At 65.0% G+C, this 26,232-nt stretch carries 21 protein-coding genes; 8 read left to right on the top strand and 13 right to left on the bottom strand.

Annotated features, from left to right (window positions below):
* Positions 1-2,748, bottom strand: a complete 2,748-nt coding sequence (gene leuS, locus HBF25_RS09290) for a leucine--tRNA ligase (RefSeq protein ID WP_166947661.1) — start codon at positions 2,746-2,748, stop codon at positions 1-3.
* A gap of 181 nt (positions 2,749-2,929) precedes the next feature.
* Between leuS and HBF25_RS09285 the strand changes: the two genes are divergently transcribed.
* Positions 2,930-4,531 carry a peptide chain release factor 3 gene (locus tag HBF25_RS09285; RefSeq protein WP_166947659.1) on the top strand — a complete coding sequence of 534 codons (1,602 nt, stop codon included), beginning with the start codon at positions 2,930-2,932 and terminating at the stop codon, positions 4,529-4,531.
* Between the two features lie 521 nt (positions 4,532-5,052).
* Here the strand turns inward: HBF25_RS09285 and HBF25_RS09280 are convergent.
* The 3 genes from HBF25_RS09280 to HBF25_RS09270 form a co-directional block, all read right to left on the bottom strand.
* Positions 5,053-5,268: a hypothetical protein gene (locus HBF25_RS09280; protein WP_166947657.1), complete on the bottom strand. Its 216-nt coding sequence runs from the start codon at positions 5,266-5,268 to the stop codon at positions 5,053-5,055.
* The gene (locus tag HBF25_RS09275; RefSeq protein WP_166947655.1) at positions 5,265-5,474 is read right to left on the bottom strand and encodes a hypothetical protein; all 210 of its coding nucleotides are present in this window, start codon (positions 5,472-5,474) and stop codon (positions 5,265-5,267) included. The genes HBF25_RS09280 and HBF25_RS09275 overlap by 4 nt, the downstream gene beginning before the upstream one ends.
* Before the next feature lie 658 nt (positions 5,475-6,132).
* Positions 6,133-7,794, bottom strand: a complete 1,662-nt coding sequence (locus HBF25_RS09270; protein WP_166947653.1) for an FAD-dependent oxidoreductase — start codon at positions 7,792-7,794, stop codon at positions 6,133-6,135.
* 201 nt (positions 7,795-7,995) lie between these two features.
* Here HBF25_RS09270 and HBF25_RS09265 point away from each other — a divergent pair, with 201 nt between their 5' ends.
* From HBF25_RS09265 to HBF25_RS09245, 5 genes are all read left to right on the top strand, one after another.
* The gene (locus tag HBF25_RS09265) at positions 7,996-8,790 is read left to right on the top strand and encodes a CPBP family intramembrane glutamic endopeptidase (RefSeq protein WP_243853143.1); all 795 of its coding nucleotides are present in this window, start codon (positions 7,996-7,998) and stop codon (positions 8,788-8,790) included.
* Positions 8,791-8,891: 101 nt separating this feature from the next.
* Positions 8,892-12,548 carry a response regulator gene (locus HBF25_RS09260; protein ID WP_166947651.1) on the top strand — a complete coding sequence of 1,219 codons (3,657 nt, stop codon included), beginning with the start codon at positions 8,892-8,894 and terminating at the stop codon, positions 12,546-12,548.
* A 1-nt stretch (position 12,549) separates the two neighbouring features.
* Positions 12,550-13,389 carry a CheR family methyltransferase gene (locus HBF25_RS09255; protein WP_243853142.1) on the top strand — a complete coding sequence of 280 codons (840 nt, stop codon included), beginning with the start codon at positions 12,550-12,552 and terminating at the stop codon, positions 13,387-13,389.
* Entirely contained in the window at positions 13,386-13,955 is a 570-nt protein-coding gene (locus tag HBF25_RS09250; protein ID WP_166947649.1) for a chemotaxis protein CheB, read from the top strand. The genes HBF25_RS09255 and HBF25_RS09250 overlap by 4 nt, the downstream gene beginning before the upstream one ends.
* The gene (locus HBF25_RS09245) at positions 13,952-14,944 is read left to right on the top strand and encodes a two-component system response regulator (protein WP_208392500.1); all 993 of its coding nucleotides are present in this window, start codon (positions 13,952-13,954) and stop codon (positions 14,942-14,944) included. The genes HBF25_RS09250 and HBF25_RS09245 overlap by 4 nt, the downstream gene beginning before the upstream one ends.
* A gap of 684 nt (positions 14,945-15,628) precedes the next feature.
* Here the strand turns inward: HBF25_RS09245 and HBF25_RS09240 are convergent.
* On the bottom strand, positions 15,629-16,516 hold the full coding sequence (locus HBF25_RS09240; protein ID WP_166947647.1) for a LysR substrate-binding domain-containing protein: 888 nt from the start codon (positions 16,514-16,516) through the stop codon (positions 15,629-15,631).
* Between the two features lie 93 nt (positions 16,517-16,609).
* On the opposite strand from HBF25_RS09240, the gene HBF25_RS09235 reads away from it, so the two are divergent.
* Positions 16,610-17,626, top strand: a complete 1,017-nt coding sequence (locus HBF25_RS09235) for a YeiH family protein (RefSeq protein WP_341778066.1) — start codon at positions 16,610-16,612, stop codon at positions 17,624-17,626.
* Positions 17,627-18,180: 554 nt separating this feature from the next.
* Here the strand turns inward: HBF25_RS09235 and HBF25_RS09230 are convergent.
* Genes HBF25_RS09230 through HBF25_RS09215 form a run of 4 tightly spaced genes read right to left on the bottom strand, consistent with a single transcriptional unit; the run spans position 18,181 to position 22,217 of the window.
* Positions 18,181-19,041: an arginase family protein gene (locus HBF25_RS09230; RefSeq protein ID WP_166947645.1), complete on the bottom strand. Its 861-nt coding sequence runs from the start codon at positions 19,039-19,041 to the stop codon at positions 18,181-18,183.
* Complete coding sequence (locus HBF25_RS09225; protein WP_425483451.1) at positions 19,019-20,083, bottom strand: GNAT family N-acetyltransferase; 1,065 nt, start codon at positions 20,081-20,083, stop codon at positions 19,019-19,021. Before HBF25_RS09225 ends, HBF25_RS09230 begins: the two co-directional genes overlap by 23 nt.
* A gap of 17 nt (positions 20,084-20,100) precedes the next feature.
* Positions 20,101-21,507 carry an aspartate aminotransferase family protein gene (locus HBF25_RS09220; RefSeq protein WP_166947643.1) on the bottom strand — a complete coding sequence of 469 codons (1,407 nt, stop codon included), beginning with the start codon at positions 21,505-21,507 and terminating at the stop codon, positions 20,101-20,103.
* The gene (locus HBF25_RS09215; RefSeq protein ID WP_166947641.1) at positions 21,504-22,217 is read right to left on the bottom strand and encodes an HAD-IB family phosphatase; all 714 of its coding nucleotides are present in this window, start codon (positions 22,215-22,217) and stop codon (positions 21,504-21,506) included. Before HBF25_RS09215 ends, HBF25_RS09220 begins: the two co-directional genes overlap by 4 nt.
* A 135-nt stretch (positions 22,218-22,352) precedes the next feature.
* On the opposite strand from HBF25_RS09215, the gene HBF25_RS09210 reads away from it, so the two are divergent.
* Positions 22,353-23,114 carry a MipA/OmpV family protein gene (locus tag HBF25_RS09210; RefSeq protein ID WP_166947639.1) on the top strand — a complete coding sequence of 254 codons (762 nt, stop codon included), beginning with the start codon at positions 22,353-22,355 and terminating at the stop codon, positions 23,112-23,114.
* A 6-nt stretch (positions 23,115-23,120) separates the two neighbouring features.
* Here HBF25_RS09210 and HBF25_RS09205 read toward each other — a convergent pair whose 3' ends face one another.
* The 4 genes from HBF25_RS09205 to HBF25_RS09190 all read right to left on the bottom strand — a co-directional run bounded on the left by HBF25_RS09205 (position 23,121) and on the right by HBF25_RS09190 (position 26,224).
* The gene (locus HBF25_RS09205) at positions 23,121-23,897 is read right to left on the bottom strand and encodes a CPBP family intramembrane glutamic endopeptidase (RefSeq protein ID WP_243853141.1); all 777 of its coding nucleotides are present in this window, start codon (positions 23,895-23,897) and stop codon (positions 23,121-23,123) included.
* Positions 23,898-23,992: 95 nt separating this feature from the next.
* Entirely contained in the window at positions 23,993-24,307 is a 315-nt protein-coding gene (locus tag HBF25_RS09200; protein ID WP_166947635.1) for a non-heme iron oxygenase ferredoxin subunit, read from the bottom strand.
* On the bottom strand, positions 24,307-24,837 hold the full coding sequence (locus HBF25_RS09195; protein ID WP_166947633.1) for a GNAT family N-acetyltransferase: 531 nt from the start codon (positions 24,835-24,837) through the stop codon (positions 24,307-24,309). Before HBF25_RS09195 ends, HBF25_RS09200 begins: the two co-directional genes overlap by 1 nt.
* A gap of 139 nt (positions 24,838-24,976) precedes the next feature.
* Positions 24,977-26,224 (bottom strand): aminotransferase class V-fold PLP-dependent enzyme, encoded by a 1,248-nt coding sequence (locus HBF25_RS09190; RefSeq protein WP_166947631.1) that lies wholly within the window; start codon positions 26,222-26,224, stop codon positions 24,977-24,979.
* Positions 26,225-26,232: the final 8 nt, after the last annotated feature.

Raw genomic sequence — 26,232 nt, 5'->3', positions numbered from 1 at the left:
TTATCCTGCGACGATGTTGACGATCTTGCCGGGCACGACGATCACCTTGCGCACGGTCAGGCCTTCGAGGAAGGCCTCCACCTGCGGCACGGCCCTCGCCATGGACTCGGCTTCTTCCTTCGAAGCGGAAGCCGGTACCTCGATGGTAGCGCGAAGCTTGCCGTTCACCTGAACCGCGTAGGTGAGCGAGTCACGAACCAGGGCCGCCGGATCGACGGCCGGCCAGCCGGCGTCCTCCACCAGCGTCTCGGCATGGCCCAGCGCCTGCCACAGCGCATGGGACACATGCGGCGTGAACGGGTTGATGAGCCGGATCACGGCCGTGAAGATTTCCTGGCGCAGGGCCACGCCCTGCGCGCTGGCATCGTCGAACCGGCCCACGGCGTTCAGCAGTTCCATCAGGGCCGCGATGGCCGTGTTGAAGGACTGCCGGCGACCGATGTCGTCGGTGACCTTCTGGATGGTTTCGTGCAACTGGCGGCGCAGCGTCTTGCGGGCGGCGTCGCCGGCCGGATGGTCGCCCTGCCCCGCGCCCACCTCGACATGCGCGGTGACATCGCGCCACAGGCGGCGCAGGAAGCGCGACATGCCTTCCACGCCCGCCTCGTTCCATTCCAGCGACTGGTCGGGCGGCGCGGCAAACATGGAGAACAGGCGCACGGTGTCGGCGCCGTACTTCGCGATCATTTCCTGAGGGTCCACGCCGTTGTTCTTCGACTTGGACATCTTCTCGACACCGCCGATCTCCACCGGCTGACCGTCGGCACGCAAGGTGGCGCCGACGATGCGCGCGCGATCGTCGCGCTGCACGTCCACGTCGGCCGGGTTGTACCAGGTGAAGGAGCCGTCGGCTTCCTTGCGGAAATAAGTTTCGGCGATGACCATGCCCTGGCAGAGCAGGTTCGTGGCCGGCTCGTCGCTGTTCACCAGCCCTTCGTCACGCATGAGCTTGTGATAGAAGCGGAAGTACAGCAGATGCAGGATCGCGTGCTCGATGCCACCGATGTACTGGTCGACCGGCGTCCAGTAGTTGGCGCGCTCGTCCACCTGGGCCTGTGCATCCGGGCTGGTGTAGCGGGCGTAGTACCAGCTCGACTCCATGAAGGTGTCGAAGGTGTCGGTCTCGCGCTCGGCCGGGCCGCCGCAGTTCGGGCAGGTGGTCTTGCGCCATTCCGGGTCGGCCTTGATCGGCGACTGCACGCCGGAGAACTCGACGTCCTCGGGCAGCACCACCGGCAGCTGGTCTTCCGGCACCGGCACGGCATCGCACTGGGGACAGTAGATCACGGGGATCGGACAGCCCCAGTAACGCTGGCGGCTGACGCCCCAGTCGCGGATGCGCCAGTTCACCCGGCGCTCGCCACGACCAGCCGCTTCCAGCTTCGCCGCGATGGCGTCGAACGCCGCGTCGAAATCCAGGCCGTCGAATTCGCCGGAATTCACCAGGTAGCCGTGCTCCGTGTAGGCGGCGGCATCCTGGATGGCCACTTCGAACGAGCGCACCGTTTCCACGGCGGCCGAGGTGGCGTAGGCATCGGTGTGACCGCCCTCCAGCGCCTGCTGGGTGGCGTCGGCGCCGTCGCCCTTGTTGAGGTCGCGGCTCATTTCCGCCAGCGCGTCGAGCACGCCGCGGTCGACCACCACCATCTTGATCGGCAGCGAATACTTCTGGGCAAACTCCCAGTCGCGCTGGTCGTGACCGGGTACGGCCATGACGGCACCGGTGCCGTAACCCATCAGCACGAAGTTGGCGACCCACACGGGCACCTTCTCGCCCGTGATGGGGTGGATGGCGTCCACGCCCGTGTAGTAGCCGCGCTTTTCCTGGGTTTCCAGCTCGGCCTCGGAAATGCCGCCGGCCTTGCAGCTTTCGATGAATTCGGTGAGTCCCGCGTTACCCGCGGCGGCGCGCGTGGCGATGGGGTGCTCGGCGGCCACGGCCACGTAGGACACGCCCAGCAGGGTGTCCGGGCGGGTGGTGAACACCTTCAGCGGCTCCGCCTGGCCTTCGACGTCGAAGGTGATTTCCAGGCCCTGCGAGCGGCCCAGCCAGTTGCGCTGCATGGTCTTCACGGCATCGGGCCAGCCCGGCAGGGTGTCCAGGCCGTCGAGCAGTTCCTGCGCATAGGCGGTGATCTTGAGGAACCACTGTGGGATCTCGCGCTTCTCCACCACGGCGCCGGAACGCCAGCCCTTGCCGTCGATGACCTGCTCGTTGGCGAGCACGGTCTGGTCGACCGGGTCCCAGTTCACGACGCTGTTCTTGCGGTACACCAGGCCCTTTTTCATGAGCCGGGTGAACATCTGCTGCTCCCAGCGGTAGTACTCGGGGCGGCACGTGGTGACCTCGCGGGTCCAGTCGTAGGCAAAGCCCATGCGCTTGAACTGCTCGCGCATGTGCTCGATGTTCTTGTAGGTCCACTTTGCCGGCGCCGTGCGATTCTTGATCGCGGCGTTCTCGGCGGGCAGGCCGAAGGCATCCCAGCCCATCGGCTGGAGCACGTTCTTGCCCTGCTGGCGCTGGAAGCGGCTGATCACGTCGCCGATGGTGTAGTTGCGGACGTGGCCCATGTGAAGGGCACCCGAGGGGTACGGGAGCATCGAGAGGCAGTAGTACTTCGGCTTGTCCGTGGCCTCGGTCACTTCGAAGGCGCGGGTGTCGTTCCAGAAGCGCTGGGCGGCGGTCTCGACGGCGTCGGGGGCGTAACCGCCCTGTTCGCGCGTTCCCTGATCGTGGGTGTCCTGCATGATGTCCTGGTAATCCGGATGAAAGGCTGGAGGGCCGCCCCTGTCGTATGCGGCCTGCAATCGCGGGAGACTATCCCACGGGGGGTATCCGGGCCAAGTCCGCCCCCTCGGCTTCCGGGGCAGGCGGCGGGGCAAATCCGCGTTAGAATAGGCGGTTAGCCCCATCCACGGCCACGATTCCATGTCCTCACACCTCTCCGAAACCCGGCGCCGCCGCAGCTTCGCCATCGTCAGCCACCCCGACGCGGGCAAGACCACGCTGACCGAAAAACTGCTGTTGTTCGGAGGCGCGATCCAGATGGCCGGCTCGGTGAAGAGCCGCAAGGCGGCCCGTCACGCCACCTCGGACTGGATGGCCCTGGAAAAGGAGCGCGGCATCTCGGTCACCTCGTCGGTGATGCAGTTCCCGTACAACGACGCCATCGTCAACCTGCTCGACACCCCGGGCCACGCGGACTTCTCCGAGGACACCTACCGGGTGCTCACGGCCGTGGACTCGGCCCTGATGGTGATCGACTGCGCCAAGGGCGTCGAAGAACGCACCATCAAGCTCATGGAGGTCTGCCGCCTGCGCGACACGCCGATCATGACCTTCATCAACAAGCTAGATCGCGAGGGCCGCTCGCCCATCGAGCTGCTCGACGAAGTGGAATCGGTGCTCGGCATCGCCTGTGCTCCCCTCACGTGGCCGATCGGCATGGGCTCGCGCCTGAAGGGCGTGTACCACGTGCTGCTCGACGAAGTGCATGTGTTCGAGCCGGGCAAGAACTTCACCCGCCAGGATTCCACCATCTTCAAGGGCCTGGACCACCCCGAACTCGCCGCACGCATCGGCGAGGAAGCCCTGAACGACCTGCGCGACGAACTGGAACTGGTGCTGGGCGCATCGAACCCGTTCAACGTGGAAGACTACCTGGCCGGCAAGCAGACGCCCGTGTTCTTCGGCTCCGCCGTGAACAACTTCGGCGTGCAGCTGCTGCTCGACTTCTTCGTGGAACACGCCCCGTCGCCGCGTTCGCGGCAGACGCTCACCCGCGAAGTCGCTCCGGATGAAGAAAAGCTCTCGGGCTTCGTCTTCAAGATCCAGGCCAACATGGACCCGGCACACCGCGACCGCGTGGCATTCATGCGCATCTGCTCGGGCACGTACACCGCCGGCATGAAGATGCAGCAGACGCGCACGGGCAAGGAAGTACGCATCGCCAATGCACTCACCTTCATGGCGTCGGATCGCGAAATCGTGGAAAAAGCCTATCCCGGCGACGTGATCGGCCTGCACAACCACGGCACCATCACCATCGGCGACACCTTCACCGAAGGTGAAGGCCTGTCGTTTACCGGCATCCCCAACTTCGCACCAGAGCTGTTCCGCCGTGCGCGCCTGCGCGACCCGATGAAGATGAAGGCCCTGCAGAAGGGCCTGGCGCAGCTGTCGGAAGAAGGCGCCACGCAGTTCTTCCGCCCGCTGATGTCCAACGACCTCATCCTCGGTGCCGTCGGCGTACTCCAGTTCGACGTGGTGGCCTACCGCCTGAAAGACGAATACAACGTCGATGCAGCCTTCGAACAGGTAGGCGTTGCAACTACCCGCTGGATCCACTGCGACGATCCGAAGAAGCTGGAAGAGTTCCGCGAAAAAAACGCCGGCAACCTCGCCATCGACGCTGCCGGCGAACTCGTCTACCTCGCCCCCACCCGCGTCAACCTGCAACTCGCGCAGGAACGCTGGCCCACCATCCGCTTCTCCGCCACCCGCGAACACGCCGCCTCCATCGAACTGTAGGAGCGCGCCTTGCGCGCGACCGGTTGGAATGGTGTCGCTCCGTAGTAAAGCGGCCTTGTGGTGTTTCGCTCCGTAGGAAGGGCTCGCCTTTCGGCCTCGCACTCGGCGCCTGTGGCGTGGCGGCGCACGAGGCGGCGGGGGCGGCCCTTGGCGCGCCGGCCTGCGGTGTCCCTCGGGAAAGGAGGAGCCGCTGCGCGGCTCAGTGTCTTATGGCTTGCGCCCCTTCGGGCCCGGGGAGCGGGCGGGGTTTCCTGACTCGACATCCTGTCTCGGCAGGAAAGGCCGGCCGTCCTGGCCGGCCCCGCTACGCGGCCTTTTCCGCCCACTCCCCTCACCTCCATCAAGTCGCGCCAAGGGCCGCCCCCGCCGCCTCTACCGATCTCACGGTGATCGTGTGGAAAAACCTCTGGGGTTACTGCACCCCTGTAGGAGCGCGCCTGCGCGCGACCGGTTATCGCGAATACCTTCATCGTTTCGATCCAACCGGTCGCGCCCAAGCACGCTCCTACAATGCAACGCTGCTACCGGAGGGGTAGGAGCCGATCGCATCGGCGATGGATGCTCGCCATATCGCCCACGGCGAATGACCTGGCAATAAACGCCAAAAACGACAGTACCGAAAATATCCGCGCACCCGTCGCCAGCGAACACGTGCGGCCATAGCTGCTCAGGTAGACAAGCAGGTTCACCAGCAGCAACACCAGCGCGACGCCCACTTCCCACAGCCCCACGATCATTTCGCGCCTCCCAGCGCACGCACCTCGCCCCATATGCGCCGCCCGTTCGCCTGCTTGATGCATTGCAGACGCATGCGATACAGCACGTTGACGCCCGACATCGCCCGGGCGACACAGCGTTGATTCGGCAACTCGATTTCGGCCATGTATTCCGTAAAGACGCACTGCATCGCATCGGCTTTGGCGCCGATCGATTCGATATCCATCGTGCGACACCCGCCCCCTGTAGGAGCGCGCCTTGCGCGCGACCGGTTGAACGGCAACGATGATGTTCTGCGCGATGAATGGTCGCGCGCAGGCGCGCTCCTACACGACAGTAGTTGCGTCAGGTTAGTCGTGAGGTGGCGCCGGTCGCATCGGCGATCCATCTTGCGACACCGTCCCCCTGTAGGAGCGTGCTTGCGCGCGACCGGTTGGATCGAAACGATGATGGTTTTTGCGACAACCGGTCGCGCGCAGGCGCGCTCCTACAAGATCACCGTGAAATGGGTAGAGGCGGCGGGGGCGGCCCTTGGCGCGACTTGATGGAGGTGAGGGGAGTGGGCGGAAAAGGCCGCGAAGCGGGGCCGGCCAGGAAGGCCGGCCCTTTTCGCCGAGGCACGGAGGCCGAGTCGAAAAGCCCCGCACGCTACCCGTGCCCGAAGGGGCGCAGCCATAAGACACTAGCCGCGTAGCGGCTCTCCTTTCCCGAGGGACACCGCAGGCCGGAGCGACAAGGGCCGCACCCGTCGCCTCGTGCGCAGCCACGCCACAGGCGCCGAGCGCGAGGCCGATAGGCGAGCCCTCCCTACGGAGCGACGCACCACATGGGCCGCTTTACTACGGAGCGACACCATTCCAACCGGTCGCGCGCAAGGCGCGCTCCTACACGGGGGAGGGGTTGAGGTAGCGGTGGATGGCCTGGACGACTACCGAGCCTTCGCCTACGCCGGAGGCTACGCGCTTTACGGAGCCCGAGCGTACGTCGCCCACGGCGAATACGCCGCGCAGGGTGGTGGCATAGGGGGATGGCGTGGCGAAACCGTCTGCGTCGCGGCCGGTCAGCACGAAACCCTTGCGGTCGAGGTCGAGGCAGTCGCGTAGCCAGGCGGTGTTTGGTTCGGCGCCGATCATCACGAAGAGGCTGCCGACGCCGCGGCGCGTGGTGACACCGGTGCGCGTGCAGTGCCAGCCGACTTCGCGCAGATAGCCATCGCCATCGAGGTGATCGATCTGGCAGTGCGAATGCAGCGTGATGCGTGGCGATTGCGCGATGCGTTGCACGAGGTAGTCGGACATCGTGGCGGCGAGGCCATCGCCACGCACGAGGATATGTACGTGTGCCACGGTGCGTGCGAGGAACACCGCTGCCTGGCCGGCGCTGTTGCCGCCGCCGACGACCACCACTTCCTCGCCGGCACATAGCGTGGCTTCCATCGCCGTGGCCGCGTAGTGGATGCCCTGCCCTTCAAAGCGTTCGTAATCCACCTGCACCAGTTTGCGATAGCGCGCGCCCGTGGCGATCACGACCGAACGCGTGGTGACGACGCTGCCGTCGTCCAGGTGGAGGCGATAGGGGTGGCTGCTGCAATCCATGCGTTCCACCGAACGGGCGATGGCCATGTGTGCGCCGAACTTCATGGCCTGCACCTGCGCGCGACCGGCGAGGGCCTGGCCGGAGATGCCGGTGGGAAAGCCCAGGTAGTTCTCGATCTTGGAACTGGTGCCGGCCTGACCACCCGGCGCCAGTGCCTCCAGCACGAGCGTATCGAGGCCTTCGGATGCAGCGTAGACAGCCGCCGCGAGACCGGCCGGCCCGGCGCCGATCACCGTCGTGTCATAGACATGGGATGCATCCAGTTCGATGGTGATGCCCAGTTCGTCGGCAAGCGTGGCGGTGGACGGACATCGCAGCACGCGGCGGTCGGGCAGGATCACGACGGGGCATTCGGTCGGATCCAGGCCGAAGCCGTCGATGAGGTGACGGGTATCCTCGTCCACGTCGGTGTCGAGCAGGCGATAGGGGTAACCATTGCGGATCAGGAAACTGCGTAGCCTCACGGTATCCGCCGCATGGGCCGAACCGGCCAGGGTCACGCCGCCCTGCCCGCTCTGGATCAAGCCCACCCGGCGCAGGATGAAGGCGCGCATGATGATTTCGCCGATGTCCGGCTCGGCCGAGACCATGCGACGGAAGCCGGCCGGATCGACGCGGATCAGGTGGGTGTCGGCGCCCGTGCGGCCGTTGACCATGACCTGTCGTTCGCTGAAGAGATCGACCTCGCCTGTGAACTGGCTGGGGCCGTGGACATTGAAGATGCGCGGCTGGCCGTCTTCGCCGAAGTCGTAGATCTCGATGCAGCCTTCGATGATGAAGAAGTAATCGACCCGGCGCTGGCCCCGCTGGAAGAGCATGGTGCCGGCGGGCACGTACTCCTCGCGGCCATAGGTGGCGATCCGGCCTGCCATGTCCGCATCGAGGCGGGGAAAGGTCTGCTCGCGACGGTTCAGCGGGCTGGACGGGTCGTTCTCGGACGGCTTGGACATCGGCGGCGTTCCAGGGAGGGATGGAGCTGACGGCACGATCGGGCTTATGCCGCACATCATGCCTGCGTAGACTGCCCGCGCAAGCCCATCCACGAGACCTTCATGCAACCTGACGCGCCATCGCCCCGCCTCCCCCTCCGCCTGCTCCGCAGCCCTCTCGGGCGGATCGTCGCTTTCTTCGTGATCATGGCGATCCTCCATATGCTCACGAAGCTCGGCTATAACGCGCTGGGCCTGCCGCGCGGACATATCGCGTTCCGTGACGTCACCCCTGCCATCCAGTTCTTTCGCCTGCTGCCTATCGTGCTGGCTTACTGGCTGCTCGTCCGCTTCATCGAATGGCGGCGCGTGAACGAACTGGCGCCACGCAAGGCCCTGCCCCACCTTCTTCTCGGGCTGGCCGGGGGCGCGGCCATGTTCTCCCTCATCGTCGGTGCCTTGTGGGCGCTTGGCGCCTATGGCGTGAGTGGCATCCATCACGATGTGGACTGGCTCGGGCCCATCCTCGTCATGGGCGTGGGTGCCGGAGTCGGTGAGGAAATCATCAGCCGGGGCGTGATCTTCCGCATCGTCGAGGAAGGGCTGGGTACCTGGGCGGCCCTGCTGGTCTCGGCCGCGGTCTTCGGTGGCCTGCATATCGCCAACCCCAACGCCACCACCTGGTCTGCCGTGGCCATCGCCATCGAGGCGGGCCTTCTTATTGGCCTGCTCTTCCATGTGACCCGCTCGCTCTGGGCGTGCATGGGCGCCCACGCGGCCTGGAACGTCACCCAGGGACCGTTCTATGGCATCCCTGTGTCGGGCTTCGAGCAGCACGGTCTCCTGGCGTCCCACATGCAGGGCCCCGACTGGCTGACCGGCGGCGCTTTTGGCGTGGAGGCCTCGGTGGTGACGGTGGGAATCTGTTCCATGGTGACCGCCGGCTTCCTGGCCCTGGCGATGCGCCGGGGCAGCCTCGTGCCGCCGCCCTGGCGCCGTGACACGCCACCGGCATGACGGATCGCTGATAATGTGGCGACGCCCATGGATGGGACACACCGTTCCGATGTACTACCCCAGGGGCCATCGCCCTTTACCCGCATCCCACCGGTCATCGCATGTCCACCGAAGAAAAACAGCGTCACTGGCTGGCCGACCAGCCCCTTCAGCGCAAGATCGTCATCGCCATCGGTGCCTTGCTGGTGCTGTTCGTGGCGGCATGCATCGCCAACCTCATATCCATGGAGCGGGAAAGCGACACACGGAGCTGGTCGCGGCACACCTATGTGGTGCTGCTTACCCTGGCCGACGTGAGCGCCGATGCGCAGTCGCGGCAGGTCGCAGCGCGGGGCTACCTGCTGAACCAGTCCGATAGCGAAACGGCCGACTTCGAATCGGCCGACCGCGACCTTGTGAACAGCGTGGGCAAGCTGCGCCAGCTCACCATCGACAACCCGCTGCAGCAGGCGCGCATCGACCGGCTCCAGGACATGCTGGATCGCTGGAAGACCGAGGTGAAGACCATCGCCCTCGATCCGATCCGCAAGACGGGCACGGAGATCACCCCGGAAACACTCGCCGCTCGTGACACCATTCGCCGGGGCTATCTCGCCCAGCGCACGGTGCTGATGACGGACATCCGCAAGCTCATCGACGAGATGTCGGACACCGAGGAAAAACTGCTCGACATCCGCAACGGCGAACTCGACAGCACGCTGCGTGCCACCAAGTACATCAACATTGCCTCGCTGGTGCTCTGCCTGGTATTCGGCGCGCTGGTCATTGCCATGACCTTCCGCCTCATCACGCGCCCCATCGTGCGGATGACCGAGCTGATGACCCGCCTCGCGGCGCATGACCACAGCATCGAGGTACGCCAGCTGCGCCGGCGCGACGAGATCGGCGAAATCGCCCGCGCGTTGCAGATCTTCAAGGAAATGGCGATCGAGACGGCGGGCCAGACCTGGCTCAAGTCGGTCGCCTCGTCCATTTCCAGCAAGTTGCAGGAAGCCACCACGTACCGGGAATTCGCCGACACGCTGGTCACTGAACTCGTGCCGGCACTGAAGGCCGGCGTCGGTGTCGTCTACCTGTTCCGCGAGGACAATTCGCGGCTCGAACTGCTGGGCAGCTACGGCTTCAAGCAGCGTCGCCACGTCACCACCGAATACGCCCTGGGTGAAGGCCTGATCGGCCAGGCCGCCACCGAACGCCGCTCGATCATCCTGCAGGACGTTCCCGACGACTACACCCGCATCCACTCCGGCACCGGCGAAGCTTCGCCGCGCAGCGTGGCCGTGGTGCCCATCGTCTCGCGCGACAACCTGCTGGGCGTGCTGGAAATCGCCAGCTTCGCGCACCTGAGCGATATCGAGGAACGCCTGCTCGACGAGCTGATGCCGGTGGTGGCGCTCTCGCTGGAAAACCTCACCCGCGCGCTGCGCACCCGCGTGCTGCTGGAACAGACCCAGAGCCAGGCCGACGAACTTCGCGCTTCGGAAGAAGCCATGCGCCGCCAGCAGGAAGACCTGCGCGAGACCAACGAAGAGCTGAAGAACAAGACGGCCGAGCTGGAAGAACAGTCGCAGCGTCTGGTCGCTTCCGAGGAAGAGCTCCGCGTGCAGACCGAAGAGCTGCACGCATCCAACGAGGAGCTGCGCGAGAAAAGCGTCACCCTCAACCAGCAGAAGGACGCCCTGGAATCCCTGCAAAAGGACACCCAGGACAAGGCCGAAGAGCTGGCCCGTGCCAGCCAGTACAAGTCCGAATTCCTCGCCAACATGTCGCACGAGCTGCGCACGCCGCTCAACAGCCTGCTGATCCTCTCGCGCAGCCTGGCCGACAACGACGAACACAACCTCACCGGCGAGCAGGTCGAATCCGCACGCATCATCCACGATGCCGGCAGCAACCTGCTGCGCCTCATCAACGACATCCTCGACCTGTCCAAGGTCGAGGCGGGCAAGATGGAACTGGTGGTCGACACCTTCTCGCTGGGCGACCTCGCCCGCACGCTGGATCGCACCTTCAACCACGTGGCCCAGGAAAAAGGCCTGCGGTTCGACGTCGATCTGCACAGCGGCATTCCGGAGTCGATCCGCACCGATGGCGGCAAGCTGGAACAGGTGGCGAACAACCTGCTCAGCAATGCCTTCAAGTTCACATCGGAAGGCCGCGTCACGCTGCGCATCGCCCGGCCGGATGCCGACACGAAGATCCCGACCGGCATGGACCGCGCGCATACGGTGGCCATCGCCGTCACCGACTCCGGCATCGGCATCCCCGCCGACAAGTTCGAGCGTGTGTTCCACGCCTTCGAACAAGTGGATGCGAGCACCAGCCGCCAGTACGGCGGCACCGGCCTGGGGCTTGCCATCTCCCGGCGCATCGCCAACCTGCTTGGTGGTGACATCGTGCTGCAAAGCCAGCCCGGCGAAGGCAGCACGTTCACCATTTTCCTGCCCGACGAAGCGCCCGAAGGCAGCGGCATCCGCGCCGAGCCAGTGCCGCTCCAGCAGGCCGCCGCCGAGGCCACCCTGCCCCTGTCTCCATCGCTCATCGCCGACAGCATTCCGGATGATCGCAGTTCGATCGCCCCGGGCGACACGGCAATCCTGGTAGTGGAAGACGACCCGGCCTTCGCGCGCATTCTCGCGGACATGATCCATCGCAAGGGGCATCGCGTACTTGCGGCCGGCGATGGCGAGTCGGGCCTTGCCCTGGCCCGCCAGTACCGTCCCACGGGCATCCTGCTCGACGTGATGCTGCCGGGCATGGATGGCTGGACGGTCATCGAGCGCCTGAAGTCCGATGCTTCCACGCGACACATCCCGGTGCATTTCATCTCCGCCACCGACGATGCCAGCCGCGGCCTCGAACTGGGCGCCGTCGGCTTCCTCACCAAGCCGGTCAGCCGCGAATCCATTTCCACGGCGTTCGAACGCCTGCTGCACTTCGCTGAAGGCCGTACACGCCACCTGCTGGTGGTGGATGACGATGCCAGCGCTCGCACGGCCGTTCGCACCTTGCTGAAGGATGACTCGGTCGAGATCGACGAGGCGGCCTCGGGTGAGGAAGCCCTCGCCCGTTGCACGCAGACCTCGTACGACTGCATCGTGCTCGATCTCGGCCTGCCCGGCATGTCGGGCATGGAGTTCCTGGAGCACCTCTCTCGCAACGGACACACGCCGCCCGTGGTGGTCTATTCCGGTCGTGATCTTTCCCGCGAGGAAAGCATGCGCATCCGCCAGTACACCGACAGCATCGTGGTGAAGGGCGCGCGCTCCCCCGATCGACTGCTCGACGAGGTGAGCCTGTTCCTGCATTCGATCCGCCATGGCGGCGGTGCGCGTTCTGAAGCCGCGACGGCAGCCGGCGGCGTGGACGAGGCCGATCTGCGCGGGCGCCGCCTGCTGCTCGTGGACGACGACATGCGCAACCTGTTCGCCCTGTCCAAGGTGCTGCGTGCCAAGGGCATCGACGTCACCATGGCGCAGGATGGCCAGAAGGCCCTCGACACGCTGGACAGGGACACCGCCATCGAGCTGGTGCTGATGGACATCATGATGCCGGTCATGGACGGCTACGAAACCACCCGCGCGATCCGCGCGCGGCCGGCCGTGGCCAAGGTGCCCATCATCGCCCTCACCGCCAAGGCCATGCGTGGCGATCGCGAGAAGTGTCTTGAAGCGGGTGCCAACGATTACCTGTCCAAGCCCATCGACATCGATCGCCTGCTGTCGATGATCCGCGTGTGGTTGCCGGCAAGGAACTGACTTGGACATCGAGGACATCGAGATCCAGTTGTTCGTGCGCGCCATGCAGCTGCGCCACGGGCACGATTTCAGCGAATATGCTCCGGCGTCCCTGAAACGCCGGGTGCAGCAGCTCGTGCGCACGCACGACACCGGCACGATCATCGAACTGGTGAATCGCGTGCTGCACGAGGATGGTTTCCTGTCGCGCGTGATCGAAGGGCTCTCGGTGCCGGTCTCGGAGATGTTCCGCGATCCGCCCGTCTTCCGCGCGCTGCGCGACAAGGTGCTGCCGGTGCTGGCCTCCTATCCGGAGATCAACATCTGGCAGGCCGGCTGCGCGCACGGGCAGGAAGTCTATTCCCTTGCGATCCTGCTGGAAGAAGCCGGCCTCTACGATCGCTCGCGCATCTATGCCACCGACTTCAACGACGCAGCGCTCGCCGCCGCAGCGGAAGGCATCTATGCCACCCGCGATGCCCGCGAATGGTCGCGCAACTACATCGAGGCCGGCGGTGCGCGCTCGTTCAGCGATTACTACAGCGCACGCTACGACTTCATCAAGATCGACCAGCGCCTGCGCCGCAACGTTACCTTCTTCAACCATAACCTCGTCACCGACGAGGTGTTCTGCGAAGCCCACCTGATCCTGTGCCGCAACGTGCTGATCTATTTCAGCAACACCTTGCAGGACCGCACGCTCGGCCTGTTCCGCGACAGCCTCGTCCGTGGCGGCTTCCTTTGCCTGGGTACGCGCGAGAACATCGACTTCTCCCCTTCCGCCGCAGGCTTCGCCGATATTGATGGTGCCCTGCGCATCTATCAGGTCGGTGGTGCCGGCGCGAGGCCGTTGCGCAAATGAGCCTGCGTACGGCCATCGCCATCGGTTGCAGTGCCGGTGGGCTCATCGCCCTGGAGCGGCTGCTTCCCGGTCTCGATCCGCAGCTGCCAGTACCTGTCGTGGTCTGCTGCCATACCGGATCGCCCGACGTATCGCTGCTGGTTGAACTGCTCCAGCTGCACAGCCCGCTACCCGTGGTCGAGGCGCGCGAACGCTCACCGATCGATCCGGGAGTCGTGCACGTGGCACCCACTGGCTACCATCTTCTGGTGGAAAGCAACGCCCATTTTTCCCTGAGTGTCGATGCCAAGGTTGCCTATGCGCGCCCTTCGATCGACGTCCTGTTCGAAACCGCTGCCGCGGCATGGCACGACGGCCTCGTCGCCGTACTGATGACCGGCGCCAACTCCGACGGAGCCAACGGCCTGAAGGCCGTGCGCGACGCGGGTGGCTACGCCGTGATCCAGGACCCTGCCACCGCCGAAGTCGACGTCATGCCGCTTGCCGGCCTGGAAGTCGCAGGTGCCGATGTCCTGCTTCCGCTGGATGCCATCGCGGCCGAGCTCAACCGATTGTGCATGCCATGAATCCGATTCGCCCGAAGATCCTCGTCGTTGACGACACCCCCGCCAACCTCATCGCCATGCGCCGCCTGCTCGCGCGCGCTGATGCCGATATCTACGAAGCAGAAAACGGTAACGACGCCCTGGTGCTGTGCCTGGACCATCAGTTCGCACTGGTGTTGCTCGACGTCAACATGCCGGAGATGGACGGCTTCGAGGTGGCGCAGCTCATCTCCGAGAACGACCACCTGAGCGAGACGCCGATCATCTTCGTCACGGCGGCGTATTCGGACGATATCAACCGGATCAAGGGCTACACGGCGGGTGCGGTCGATTACATCGCCAAGCCGATCAACGACGTGATTCTGCAGTCGAAGGTGAAGATCTTCCTGGAGCTGTACAAGGCGCGTGCGCTGTTGCAGCAGGCACTGGATGAGCTGTCGCAGCGTAACGAGCAGCTCACCCGCGAAGTGGCCGAGCGCACGCGCATGGAGCAGGTCGTTCGTCACCAGGCCATGCACGATGCACTCACCGGCCTGCCCAATCGCGTGCTGTTCCGCGAGCGGCTGGAGAGCGCCATCGACGCTGCGAATGCCGGCGGCCCTTCGTTTGCCCTGGCTTATATCGATATCGATGGCTTCAAGGGCGTGAACGATGGTCATGGCCATGCGGCCGGTGACGAGCTGCTCAAGGCGATTGCCGCGCGCATCGATGCGCGCACACGTGGCAGCGATACGGTGGCCCGTCTTGGCGGTGACGAGTTCGCCATCCTCCTGCACGACACGGCCGACGCGGAAGGTGCGCTTGCGCGATGTAAGACCTTGTGCGAAGTGATCGCCGAGCCTTATGTGCTCGACGTCGTTGATCTTCGTATTCCCGCCCGCATCGGTGCGAGCATCGGCGTGACGTTGTTCCAGCAGGGCGATATCTATGATCGCCTGGTCGCCTCTGCCGACGAGGCGATGTATGAGGCGAAGCGAAACGGGAAGAACCGTAGCGTGCTTGGTGTTTGAGAGCTGTAGCTGCGTTATCGCGATAACCGACTGCACCGCACTGGGTTCCAGCTTTCGCTGGAACGACGGCTTCGGGCGGGGTTGTCGAAACGTCCCTACCCGGCGGCTTGGTTAGGGTTACCGCTACATTCCTACCCGTCGTTCCTGTGAAAACAGGAACCCAGCGCCCCGGTTTGCCAGTAAGGCGAGGGCGCTGCATCGGCTCTGGCGTAGGGGGTGTTAGCGCGACAACCGTCTGCACCGCGCTGGGTTCCAGCTTTCGCTGGAACGACGGCTTCGGGCGGGGTTGTCGAAACTTCCCTACCCGGCGGCTTGGTTAGGGTTACCGCTACATTCCTACCCGTCGTTCCTGTGAAAACAGGAACCCAGCGCCCCGGTTTGCCAGTAAGACGAGGGCGCTGCATCGGCTCTGGCGTAGGGGGTGTTAGCGCGACAACCGGCTGCATCGCACTGGGTTCCAGCTTTCGCTGGAACGACGGCTTCGGGCGGGGTTGTCGAAACGTCCCTACCCGGCGGCTTGGTTAGGGTTACCGCTACATTCCTACCCGTCGTTCCTGTGAAAACAGGAACCCAGCGCCCCGGTTCACCAGCACAGCAAGGGCGCTACATCGGCTCTGGCGTAGGAAGCGTCCTCGCGACAACCGACTGCATCGCGCCAGGTTCCAGCTTCCGCTGGAACGACGGCTAGGTGGTCTGATTCAGGGACGCAAGATACGCTTCGAGTACCGCTCCACGGTATCTCCGCCGGTGCAGCAGGATCGACAGCATTCTTCGCAAATCCAGAAAGGGCGTAGGCAGTACGCACAGGCGCCCGGTCTGCACAGCGTCGCTCACCGCCACTACGGGCAGGCACGCAATACCCAGTCCGGCAATCACTGCCTGCTTGATCGCCTCCGACTGATCCAGCTCCAGCACGGTGTGCCCTTCCGGCAATTCCGCCAGGGCACGTTCGCTGAGCGCTCGCGTAGCCGAGCCCCGCTCGCGCAATACCCAGCGCTCACCGGCAAAATCCTCACGCCGCAGACGCTTCTTACCCGCCAGTGGATGCGCAGGACGCGCACAGACCACCAGCCGATCCTCCCGCCACGGCCGCGATTCCAATGACGGATGCGTCACCGGCCCTTCGACACAACCGATGTCGTACTCATGGTCGAGCACGCCCTGCGCAATCTGTGCGGTATTGGACACACCCAGACGCAACGACACACCAGGATGGGCTTCGGCGAACGGCCCCAGCAGGTCACCCACCAGGTAATTGCCCACCGTATTGCTCGCCCCGACCCCGATCTCCCCCGCCAGCTCGGCCACACCACCCTGCGCGCGACGACCGAATTCCGCGTGACGCTCGATCAGCTCGCGGGCCAGCGGCAGCAGATCGCGGCCACGATCGTTCAGACGCAGACGCCCCCGCTCACGGTCAAACAACGGCGCCCCGAGCTGCCGCTCCAGCTCCGCCAACGCCATGGACGCCGCAGGCTGGCTCAGGAACAACTGCTCACTGGCAGCGCGCACGCTGCCCGTCGTCGCGATGGCAACGAAAACATCCAACTGACGAGGGCTGACCGAATGCATAAGGATGATTTATACACTGAATAAATCATTTTCAATATGCTTATGGATGTGGGCACGCGACAATTCCCGGGTCCCAAGCGAAGGATCCACCCCGTGGCTACCGTCCCCCTCTCATCTCCCGCAGCCGAATCCCGCCTGCCCGGCATCGCGCTGGCCTTCGGCGTCGCCGCCATCGCCTACGGCCTTGGCCGGCTCATGCCCCTGGTCGGAGGCGCGGTCTGCGGCATCGTGCTCGGCATCCTCGTCCGCCACTTAGCCGCTCCTTCCGCCCGCTTCCAGCCCGGCATCCGCTTCGCCTCCAAGCAGGTGCTGCAATGGTCGATCATCGCGCTCGGCTTCGGCCTCAGCCTCACCCAGGTCGCACACACCGGCATGGAATCGCTGTCTGTGACCCTCGCCACCGTGGCGGCCGCCGGCCTCGCTGCCTGGGGCCTGGGCAAGCTGCTGCGCGTGCATGACATGCTCAAGCTGCTCGTCGGCGTAGGCACCGCCATCTGTGGTGGTTCCGCCATCGCCGCCGTCGTGCCCATCGTGAAACCCGACGAACACGACACTGCGTTCGCCATATCCACCATCTTTCTGTTCAACCTCGTGGCGGTGCTCACCTTCCCCGCTTTCGGCCACTGGCTCGGCCTCTCCGACCTCGGCTTCGGCCTGTGGGCTGGTACGGCGATCAACGACACCTCGTCGGTGGTAGCGGCCGGCTACAGCTACAGCCACGCGGCGGGCGATTACGCCACCATCGTGAAGCTCACCCGCGCCACGCTGATCATTCCCATCTGCCTCGTCATCGCACTCGTCGTCGCGTGGAAAGAAAAGCGCGGCGGCGCCACCGACTTCAGCCTGGCGAAGATCTTCCCCTGGTTCATCCTGTGGTTCCTGGTCGCATCGGCGATCCGCACGGCAGGCGTCATTCCCGAAGCAGCCCTGCCGGTGATCCACTTCATCGCGGAATGCCTGATCATCGTGGCATTGACCGCCATCGGCCTCTCCGCCGACCTGCGCCGCATGGCATCGACGGGACCACGCCCGATCCTGCTGGGACTGGGCGTGTGGGCCGCCGTGGCACTGACCAGCCTGCTCGTACAACACCTCATAGGCCGCTGGTAACCACACCATGTAGGAGCGCGCCTTGCGCGCGACCGGTTATGCGAATGCGATGATAATTCTCGCGACAACCGGTCGCACGCAAGCACGCTCCTACAACAGCCTGCGATCACGTTCGACAGAGGCGACGGGGCGGCCCTTGGCGCGACTTGATGGAAGTGAGGGGAGTGGGCGGAAAAGGCCCGAAGGGTGGCGGTCAGGATGACCGCCATTTCCCGCCGAGACACGGAGGCCGAGTCGAGAAACCCCGCACGCTCACCGGGCCCGAAGGGGCGCAAGCCATTAAAACACTAGCCGCGCAGCGACTCCTCCTTTCCCGAGGGACACCGCAGGCCGGAGCGACAAGGGCCGCCCTCGCCGGCTCGTTCTTAGCCACGTTCGAGCGCCGAGCGCGAGGCCGGAAGGCGAGCCCTTCCTATGGAGCGAAGCCTCCAAAGGCTGCTTAACTACGGAGCTCACCATCGCCGATGCGATTCGCCCCCCTTCGGTAGGGAGCGTGGCTTTGCTACGGAGCGCGCCGTTTCAACCGGTCGCGCGCAGGCGCGCTCCTACAGGGGTTAGCGGTGGATGAGGGAGAGGAGGCGGACGTTCAGGGCGTGCTGCTGGGCCTGCCATGCGGCCAGGCGGGCCGGGTCGATGTCTTCCTGGCCGTCCATCGCGCTCAGGCGACGCTTCCACCATGTCTTGTACTGGTAGCGCGAAATCTCACCGGTGACGTCGCTGCCGATCACGCGGCCGCGCAGCGCGTCGATGATTGCCGCACCGCCCGCCTCGCTGAGCGTGCCCTGGTCCCAGTTCGTCATTGCCACGTCGGGTGCGTAGGCGTCCTTGTCGATCGACAGGTAGGTGGCCTCGCGGCTGCCCTGCTGGTCGTCAACGAAGGCATCCACCATCGCCTCCGATGACTCGAAACTGCGGAACCCCTGCGCCAGACCAACCCGGCGTGCCCAGCTCACATCCACGCCTGTGGACCAGTACGTGAGCTTGCCCGCGCGTAGCGGACCGAGATAGTTCTCCCACGAATGCCCACGGCCGATGTCGGACGACGTGATACCGATGACATGCACGTGCGATACGCGCGGCATCATCGCCACCTTGCGCACCCATGAACCGCAATGCACGCCGAAGGGAAAACGCATGTTGTCGGGGTGGTTGTCGAGCACCACCACCTGGAAACGCTCGCTGCCCGGCACCCGCTCAACCAGCGGCCAGGTCAGGTGATGGAAGTCACCGCTGCCCAGGAACACCGTGCCATGTTCACGCGGCAGGGTTTCCACCAGCGTCTTCGAAAAACGCTGCATGTTGGCCAGCGAACAACCGAATCGGATCGTCTCTTCCCACTCGCGCAACGGCAATACGATGCGCCGCGCCAGGGGGCCGAGCGAGCCGTCGACATCAAGAACGACCGGCTGCCGCATCGTGTGCCCCCCATTGGCTATCGGATTCGAAGTGATGCTGGAAACGCCGCAGTATCGTGCGCAGGATCGGATTGCGCACGTACACCGCATGGCGGGTGAGATGGAAGCGCGCACCCAGCTGCGCCTTCACTTCCGGATCGGTCCAGCCTGCCACGTAGTGAGTCAGGCCGCGCTCGATGGCGTATTCGAGGTTCACGAACCAGCTGACGAAATACAGGTCGAGATCCCGCGCTGCGGGATACGAAAAGCCCACGTACTTGTCGAGCAGCTTGCCGTCGTGCTCGTAGCAGAGATTCCAGCCGACCAGCTGGTCATCGGCGTAGTAGCTGAAAACGACGGCACCGGCATCGCGCAGCACCGCTGCGAAGAAATCGCGACTGAGCTTGTCGAAGTGGATTTCGCTCTGGTCGTAGACGTTCTCGAACAGGGCGTAATAGGTGTCCACCATGGCATCGGTGGCGAACGCCTCACCCGTGAGGATGCGCTCCACCCGGAGTTTTTCGCGCGAGCGCAGCTTGCGGCGCAGGTTCTTCCGGCGCGACGACGAAAGGCGCGACAGGTATTCGTCGGTGGAGGTGAAATCGATGGGCACATAGGCCAGGGCCTGGCCCTCGACGAGGATGTAGCCCACATCACGCGCCGCCTCGACGAAACGCCCGGTCCACGCACGATCGGCCGCGCTGGTCAGCGGCGAGTCGACGGCGAGATCCTTCACGATCAGCAGCGGATTTTCGCTGCCGAACTGACGCACCCAGTCACGCGCCACCTTCACCGGATCGCTGGACGCGACAAACAGCGAGTATTCCGACACGGTCGTGCCGGCAAAGCAGGTGCGTTGCACCAGCAGGCGCCTGAGCAGTTTTTGCAGCGGCCACGACGAAACACGCCGACGAAGGTCTTCGTCGGCGGTCGTGAGCAGATCGAACGGCGCCACGAAAAGTGGCGCGCCATCCGCCGCGGGGATGGGATGAAACATCGGCGGCGGATGGCGCCTGAAGTGCCCGAGCAGGGAATCCGGCTCGAGCTGGTTCACGAACGCCACCGGATCTTTACCGGCGATCAGCCGCCACGCTTGGCAAGCGTGAGGAGCTGGTCGAGCAGGGAGATGGCGAGGTCGATCTCGTCGTGGCTGATGTCGAGCGACGGCGCGAACGTGATCACGTTCTTGTACCAGCCGCCCACGTCGAGCACGAGGCCGATCTTCTTGCCTTCATGAGTCAGGCCACCGGCCAGGCCGATGTCGACCATGCGGTCGAGCAGCGCCTTGTTCGGGGTGAAGCCGTCTTCGGTGCAGATCTCGGCGCGCAGCGCGAGGCCCAGGCCGTCGACGTCGCCGATTTCCTTGTGGCGCTTCTGCAGGTCGCGCAGGCCCTCGAGGAAGTGCTTGCCCTTCTCGGCCACCTTGGTTTCGTAGTCGAGCTCGTAACCCATCTGGATCACTTCCAGGCCCAGGGCGGTGCCCAGCGGGTTGGAGTTGAACGTGGAATGGGTGGAACCCGGCGGGAACACGGTCGGGTTGATCAGCTCTTCACGGGCCCAGATGCCCGACAGCGGGTTCAGGCCGTTGGTGAGTGCCTTGCCGAAGACGAGGACGTCCGGCGTGACGCCGAAGTGCTCGATCGACCACAGCTTGCCGGTACGCCAGAAACCCATCTGGATTTCATCGACGACCATGAGGATGCCGTACTTGTCGAGCACCTTCTTGAGGTCGATGAAGAAGTTCTTCGGCGGGATGACGTAGCCGCCGGTGCCCTGGATCGGCTCGACGTAGAAAGCAGCGTATTCGGCTTCGTTGACCTTGGGGTCCCACACGCCGTTGTATTCGGTCTCGAACAGACGCTCGAACTGACGGACGCAGGCGTCGGAGTATTCCTCGGGGGTCATGCCCTTCGGACGACGGAACGGATACGGGAACGGGATGAACTGCGCGCGCTCGCCGAAGTGGCCGAAGCGACGACGGTAGCGGTAGCTGGAGGTGATGGACGAAGCGCCCAGGGTACGGCCGTGGTAGCCGCCCTCGAAGGCGAACATCAGGCTCTTGCCGCCGCGCGCGTTGCGCACGAGCTTGAGCGAGTCTTCCACCGCCTGCGCGCCACCCACGTTGAAGTGGCAGCGGCCGTCGACGCCGAACTTCTGCTTCGCATCGACCGCGATGGTCTTGGCAAGTTCGATCTTGCCCTGGTGCAGGTACTGGCTGGCCACCTGCGGCAGCAGGTCGATCTGCGACTTCAGGCGATCGTTGAGGCGCTTGTTGCCGTAACCGAAGTTCACGGCCGAGTACCACATCTGCAGGTCGAGGAACGGGATGTTCTCGCTGTCGTAGATGTAGCTGCCTTCGGCGTGGCGGAAGATCTTCGGCGGATCGACGTAATGGACGGTGTCACCGAACGAGCAGTACTTCGCTTCGTCGGCAAGCAGGGTCGCGTCGTCGATCACGACATCGGAGTTCTTGGCAAACACGTTCATGCAGGGATTTCCTGGGAGCTCGGCAGAATGGTGGGCATGACGGCCTGCGGAGGCAGGCGACCGTCGAGCAGGGCGGGAAGCAATTCGAGGGCTTCGTCGAAGCTGGCGATCGGGGCATACGGGATGCCCGCGGCGCGGCAGTGTTCGATCAGGCGGTTCTTGGCGAATACGAAATCGACGCGGTCGGCCGCGCAGAAGTCGGAGGCGCCATCACCGATGAGCAGGGTCTTGCCGCCACGCGCCTTGGCCGAGGCCACGCGCGCGCACTTGCAGGTGCCGCTGCGGCAGCCCGGGGCGCTGAACGGCGAGGTGAGGTTCCACTGGCGCGGACCGGCCTGGTTCAGGTGGTTGGCCACGGTGGGCAGGCTGGCGATGCCATGGTTGGCGAGGATCGCGTGGATCGCGTGGTCCAGGCCGTCGCTGACGATCTCCATGGGGATGTTGTGTTCGATGGTGGCCTTCACGAACGCGGCAAAGCCGTGGTCGATGCGCAGGCCCGCCAGGTGGCGGTCGAGCTGCGGGCGATCCATGTCGAGCAGGGCCACCTGGCCGGCCATGCACACGGCCGAACCGATGATGCCCGCGCGCCAGTCGCGCTCAAGGACTTCCCAGCCGGGACGGCCGAAATTGTCGAGCAGCGAGTCGATGACGTCTTCCACGGCGATGGTGCCGTCGAAGTCGCAGAGGATGTTCCAGGAGGTATTGCTCACCACGTTGATACAGCCTTGTTCCAGGTTAATGTGGAGGCTACGTGAGCATCCTTTCCAAGGGCTTTCCCGCTCGTGAAGGCCCGATATACGGGAGATGTGGCATGCTCGCCGCCCCTTTCCCGATGGTTGTTCCGCATGCGTCGCTGGCTCACCGCCATCTCCGTGCTGATGCTCGCCTGTTCCGCAGCTCACGCCGAGGATGAAACCCCTACCTATGCATTCGGTGCAGGCGTGCAGCGGATGCCTACATGGCAGGGATCGAAGGATCACCGCAACCAGGCCATTCCATATGTGGACATCAACCTGCCGGGCGTAGGTGAATTATCCACTACTGACGGCCTCACAATCGACCTTTTAGGTGATGACCGTTGGCACGGGGGCATTTACGGCAACTGGCTGTGGGGCCGGACCCACGATGACCTGGGCCGCCTGGGCGGCAAGGTAACCTCGCTTTCGCCCCGTTTCATCGGGGGCGGCTACCTGGAATACGACCTCAGCAAGCAGCTGACCGTGGGCACCCACGTGGCCCACGATCTCGATGGCGCGGGCGCCTACTGGGGCGTCTATGCCGACCTGGACCTGCCGAAGATCGGCTATATCGAGCATTCGGTGGAGCTGCTGGTGGAGGGTATGAACGGCTCGGCCATGGGTCGCTTCTTCGGCCTGACCGCCCTGGAGGCCGAAAACCTCGGCACCCCGACCTGGCATCCCGGCGGCGGCCGCCAGCAGGTCAGCCTGGGCTACGACGCGTTCATTCCCACCTCGGAGCACACGGGCTTCGCCCTGGGCCTCACCTACGGCCGGCTGCTGGGCAATGCGGCCGCCAGCCCGCTGGTGCGCCGATTCGGCACCCGCAACCAGTTCACCCAGACCCTGGCCTTCGTCTACCACTTCTGAGCGGGATCAGGCCGGCTCGGCGTCCATGCCGTCCGTTTCCTGCACAGACGGTATGGCGAACATCACGCCGAACATCACCAGGTGGGCGGCGGCAGACAGCAGGTTGGAGCAGCCCATCGACAGCGTGTCGTACGGCAGGATGTCGTCCATGAGGATGTTGGCGAGGTTCCAGCCCCAGTGCAGGCCCACGGCCAGCCAGAGCGAGCCGGTGCGGACCACGGCCGTGGCATAGGCCAGGCCGAAGCAGAACAGCATCACCCACTCCGACACCCCGCCATCCAGCCGGTAGATGTGGTTGGCGACGTAGAGCGTTGCCGATGCCAGCACGAACACCGCCGGTGACGGCCAACGCGGACGGATCGCCCGCCAGAGGAAGCCCCGGGTGAGGATGTCTTCGGCGATCGAGGGCACGAAGGTGATCGCCAGCACCCAGGGAATGGACGACAGGAAGGACACCGCCGCCACGGGCGTCGCGTTGCGTGCGCGTGCCGCGTAGATGTCGAAGGCCATGCCCACGCATACGCCGATGTATTTGGCCATGAGCGCCAGCATCAGGCCGCCGATCAGCAGCACGGGCGTCACCCGGCGCCATTCCAGCGCATAGGCGTCGTAGCCGCGGAAACCCAGCCAGCGGCCGAGCGGCCACGCCGCCGCGACCATGGCGAGCATGAAACCGGCCTGGACCCAGAAACGGCCGAGCAGGATGTCGCCGATGCCCTCCGCGCCCTGGTACAGAACGAACAGGAGCGCGAACACGAGCACGGCGCGCCGATGGACGTTCAAGGGCATGGATTCCTCAGGGGGAGTGGGCGTGCAGGCGCGAAGCTTAAGGGGCGCAGGACCTTGCGCGCCACCGGCTATCGGTTACCACTGACGGATCAGCGGTCGTCGCGGGTCCAGATCGCGCCGTTGTCTTCCTTCACAGGGAAAGTCGCCACCGGTTCGTAGGCCGGGGGACAGGTGACCTCCCCGGTACGCACGTCGAAACGGGCGCCATGGCGTACGCATTCCACTTCGTGCCCGATGACCGGGCCACCGGCCAGCTCGCCACCGTCGTGGGTGCAGACGTCCTCGATGGCGTAGAGATCGCCGTCGATGTTGTAGACCGCGATGGCCGTGTCGCCATCCCAGGCCACGCGGAATTCACCGGGAAGCAGCTCGCTGCGGGTACCGACGAGGATCCAGCCGTCCATCAGGCGAGTTCCTTCACGAGGTATTCGAAGCGCAGGTCGTCGCGCTGGGGCAGGCCGAAGCGCTCGTCGCCATACGGAAAGGCCTTGGTGCGACCGGTGCGGGCGTAACCGCGGCGCTCGTACCAGGCGATCAGCTCGTCGCGGATGTCGATCACGGTCATTTCCACGCGCTCGCATGTCCATTCCTCGCGAGCGATGCGTTCGGCCTCGGCCATCACGAGGCGGCCGATACCGCTGCCTTGCAGGGGCGGGTGCACGGAGAACATGCCGAAGTAACAGACCACGCCCTGGCGCTCGATGTAGCAGGAAGCGGCCAGCGTGCCGTCGCGTTCGAGGAGGACGAAACGGCCGTTACCGCTGGCAAGCAGTTCCGTGATCTCGGTGGCATCGGTGCGGCGGCCATGCAGGAAATCGGCCTCCGTGGTCCACCCTGCCCGGCTGGCGTCGCCGCGATAAGCCGATTCGACCAGGGCGGCGATGAGGGGCGCATCGGCTAGGGTGGCGTTGCGGAAAGTGTGCGGGGTGGTCATGGGGCGGATTCTAACCCGGTGGGATCATGACTTCGTCGGTCGCGCGCAAGGCGCGCTCCTACAGGACAGCTTGTGCAGGAGCGCGACCGGACCGAAGCGGCGTCTGTAGGAGCGCGCCTCGCGCGCGACCGGCCATATCTCAGAGCAGCAGCTTCCTGACCCTGCCGATCGCCTCGATAAACCCATCCACCTCGGCCTTCGTGTTGTAGAACGCCAGCGAAGCACGCAGGGTCGCAGGCACGCCGAAGAACTGCATCAGCGGGTGGGCGCAATGGTGTCCGGAGCGCACGGCCACGCCCTGCAGATCGAGCAGGGTCGCCATGTCGTTGGCGTGCGCGCCTTCGATCAGGAACGAGATCACAGGCTCCTTGTCCTTCGCACGGCCGAAGATCCGCACGCCCGGCACGCTTTCCAGTGCCGTGGTGGCGTAGGCCAGCAGATCCTGCTCGTAGGCGTTGATCCGCTCGAAACCGATGCCGCCGAGATAATCGATGGCCGCCTTCACACCCGCGAAACCGGCGATATTCGGCGTACCCGCCTCGAAACGATGCGGCGGATCGGCGAACACGGTGCCCGAGAAGCGCACCTCGCGGATCATCTCGCCACCGCCGAAGAACGGCGGCATCGCCATCAGGTGTTCGCGCTTCGCCCACAGCGCGCCCGTGCCGGTGGGCGCCAGCATCTTGTGGCCGGTGATCGCGTAGAAGTCGCAGCCCAGTGCCTGCACGTCGATGGGGCGGTGCGGCGCGGCCTGCGAGCCGTCGACCAGCAGCGGGATACCGCGCTTGCGGCACTCGCGGGCAATCTCGCGCACCGGATTGACCGTGCCCAGCACGTTGGACACATGCGTGACGCAGGCCAGCTTCACTTCCGGCGTCAGCAGCTTGAAATACTCTTCGAGGATGAGCTCGCCATTGGCATCGATCGGCGCAGCCTTCACCGTGGCGCCCGTGCGCTCGGCCACCAGCTGCCACGGCACGATATTGGCGTGGTGCTCCATCACCGTGGTGACGATGGCGTCGCCCGCTTTCAGCTTCGGCAGCGCATAGCTATACGCAACCAGGTTGATCGACTGCGTGGTACCCGAGGTAAGGATCACTTCATCGCGCGACGATGCATTGATGAAACGGGCAATGGCATCGCGCGCGCCTTCGTAGGCCGACGTGGCCTCCTCGCCCAGCTGGTGCACGGCGCGGGCCACGTTGGCGTTGTGCTCGCGATAGTGGCGATCCACCGCCTCGATCACGGAAAGCGGCTTCTGCCCCGTGTTCGCGTTGTCGAAATAGATCAGCGGCTTGCCGTGCACGGTGCGCGACAGCAGCGGAAAATCGGCGCGGATGCGTTCCACGTCGAGGGGAAGGACGGCCGGTTCGGGCTTGGCGTTCATGGCTGGCT

This window comes from Luteibacter anthropi (genome assembly GCF_011759365.1).
Lineage (GTDB): Bacteria > Pseudomonadota > Gammaproteobacteria > Xanthomonadales > Rhodanobacteraceae > Luteibacter > Luteibacter anthropi.
Note: the sequence above shows the minus strand (reverse complement) of the source record. Positions and strands in the feature narration are given on the sequence as shown.

Excerpts from the sequence above, each read along its gene's own strand:
- leuS (WP_166947661.1), bottom strand. The coding sequence starts at position 2,748 with ATGCAGGACACCCACGATCAGGGAACGCGCGAACAGGGCGGTTACGCC.
- HBF25_RS09285 (WP_166947659.1), top strand. The coding sequence starts at position 2,930 with ATGTCCTCACACCTCTCCGAAACCCGGCGCCGCCGCAGCTTCGCCATC.
- HBF25_RS09280 (WP_166947657.1), bottom strand. The coding sequence starts at position 5,268 with ATGATCGTGGGGCTGTGGGAAGTGGGCGTCGCGCTGGTGTTGCTGCTG.
- HBF25_RS09275 (WP_166947655.1), bottom strand. The coding sequence starts at position 5,474 with ATGGATATCGAATCGATCGGCGCCAAAGCCGATGCGATGCAGTGCGTC.
- HBF25_RS09270 (WP_166947653.1), bottom strand. The coding sequence starts at position 7,794 with ATGTCCAAGCCGTCCGAGAACGACCCGTCCAGCCCGCTGAACCGTCGC.
- HBF25_RS09265 (WP_243853143.1), top strand. The coding sequence starts at position 7,996 with ATGCTCACGAAGCTCGGCTATAACGCGCTGGGCCTGCCGCGCGGACAT.
- HBF25_RS09260 (WP_166947651.1), top strand. The coding sequence starts at position 8,892 with ATGTCCACCGAAGAAAAACAGCGTCACTGGCTGGCCGACCAGCCCCTT.
- HBF25_RS09250 (WP_166947649.1), top strand. The coding sequence starts at position 13,386 with ATGAGCCTGCGTACGGCCATCGCCATCGGTTGCAGTGCCGGTGGGCTC.
- HBF25_RS09245 (WP_208392500.1), top strand. The coding sequence starts at position 13,952 with ATGAATCCGATTCGCCCGAAGATCCTCGTCGTTGACGACACCCCCGCC.
- HBF25_RS09240 (WP_166947647.1), bottom strand. The coding sequence starts at position 16,516 with ATGCATTCGGTCAGCCCTCGTCAGTTGGATGTTTTCGTTGCCATCGCG.
- HBF25_RS09230 (WP_166947645.1), bottom strand. The coding sequence starts at position 19,041 with ATGCGGCAGCCGGTCGTTCTTGATGTCGACGGCTCGCTCGGCCCCCTG.
- HBF25_RS09220 (WP_166947643.1), bottom strand. The coding sequence starts at position 21,507 with ATGAACGTGTTTGCCAAGAACTCCGATGTCGTGATCGACGACGCGACC.
- HBF25_RS09210 (WP_166947639.1), top strand. The coding sequence starts at position 22,353 with ATGCGTCGCTGGCTCACCGCCATCTCCGTGCTGATGCTCGCCTGTTCC.
- HBF25_RS09200 (WP_166947635.1), bottom strand. The coding sequence starts at position 24,307 with ATGGACGGCTGGATCCTCGTCGGTACCCGCAGCGAGCTGCTTCCCGGT.
- HBF25_RS09195 (WP_166947633.1), bottom strand. The coding sequence starts at position 24,837 with ATGACCACCCCGCACACTTTCCGCAACGCCACCCTAGCCGATGCGCCC.
- HBF25_RS09190 (WP_166947631.1), bottom strand. The coding sequence starts at position 26,224 with ATGAACGCCAAGCCCGAACCGGCCGTCCTTCCCCTCGACGTGGAACGC.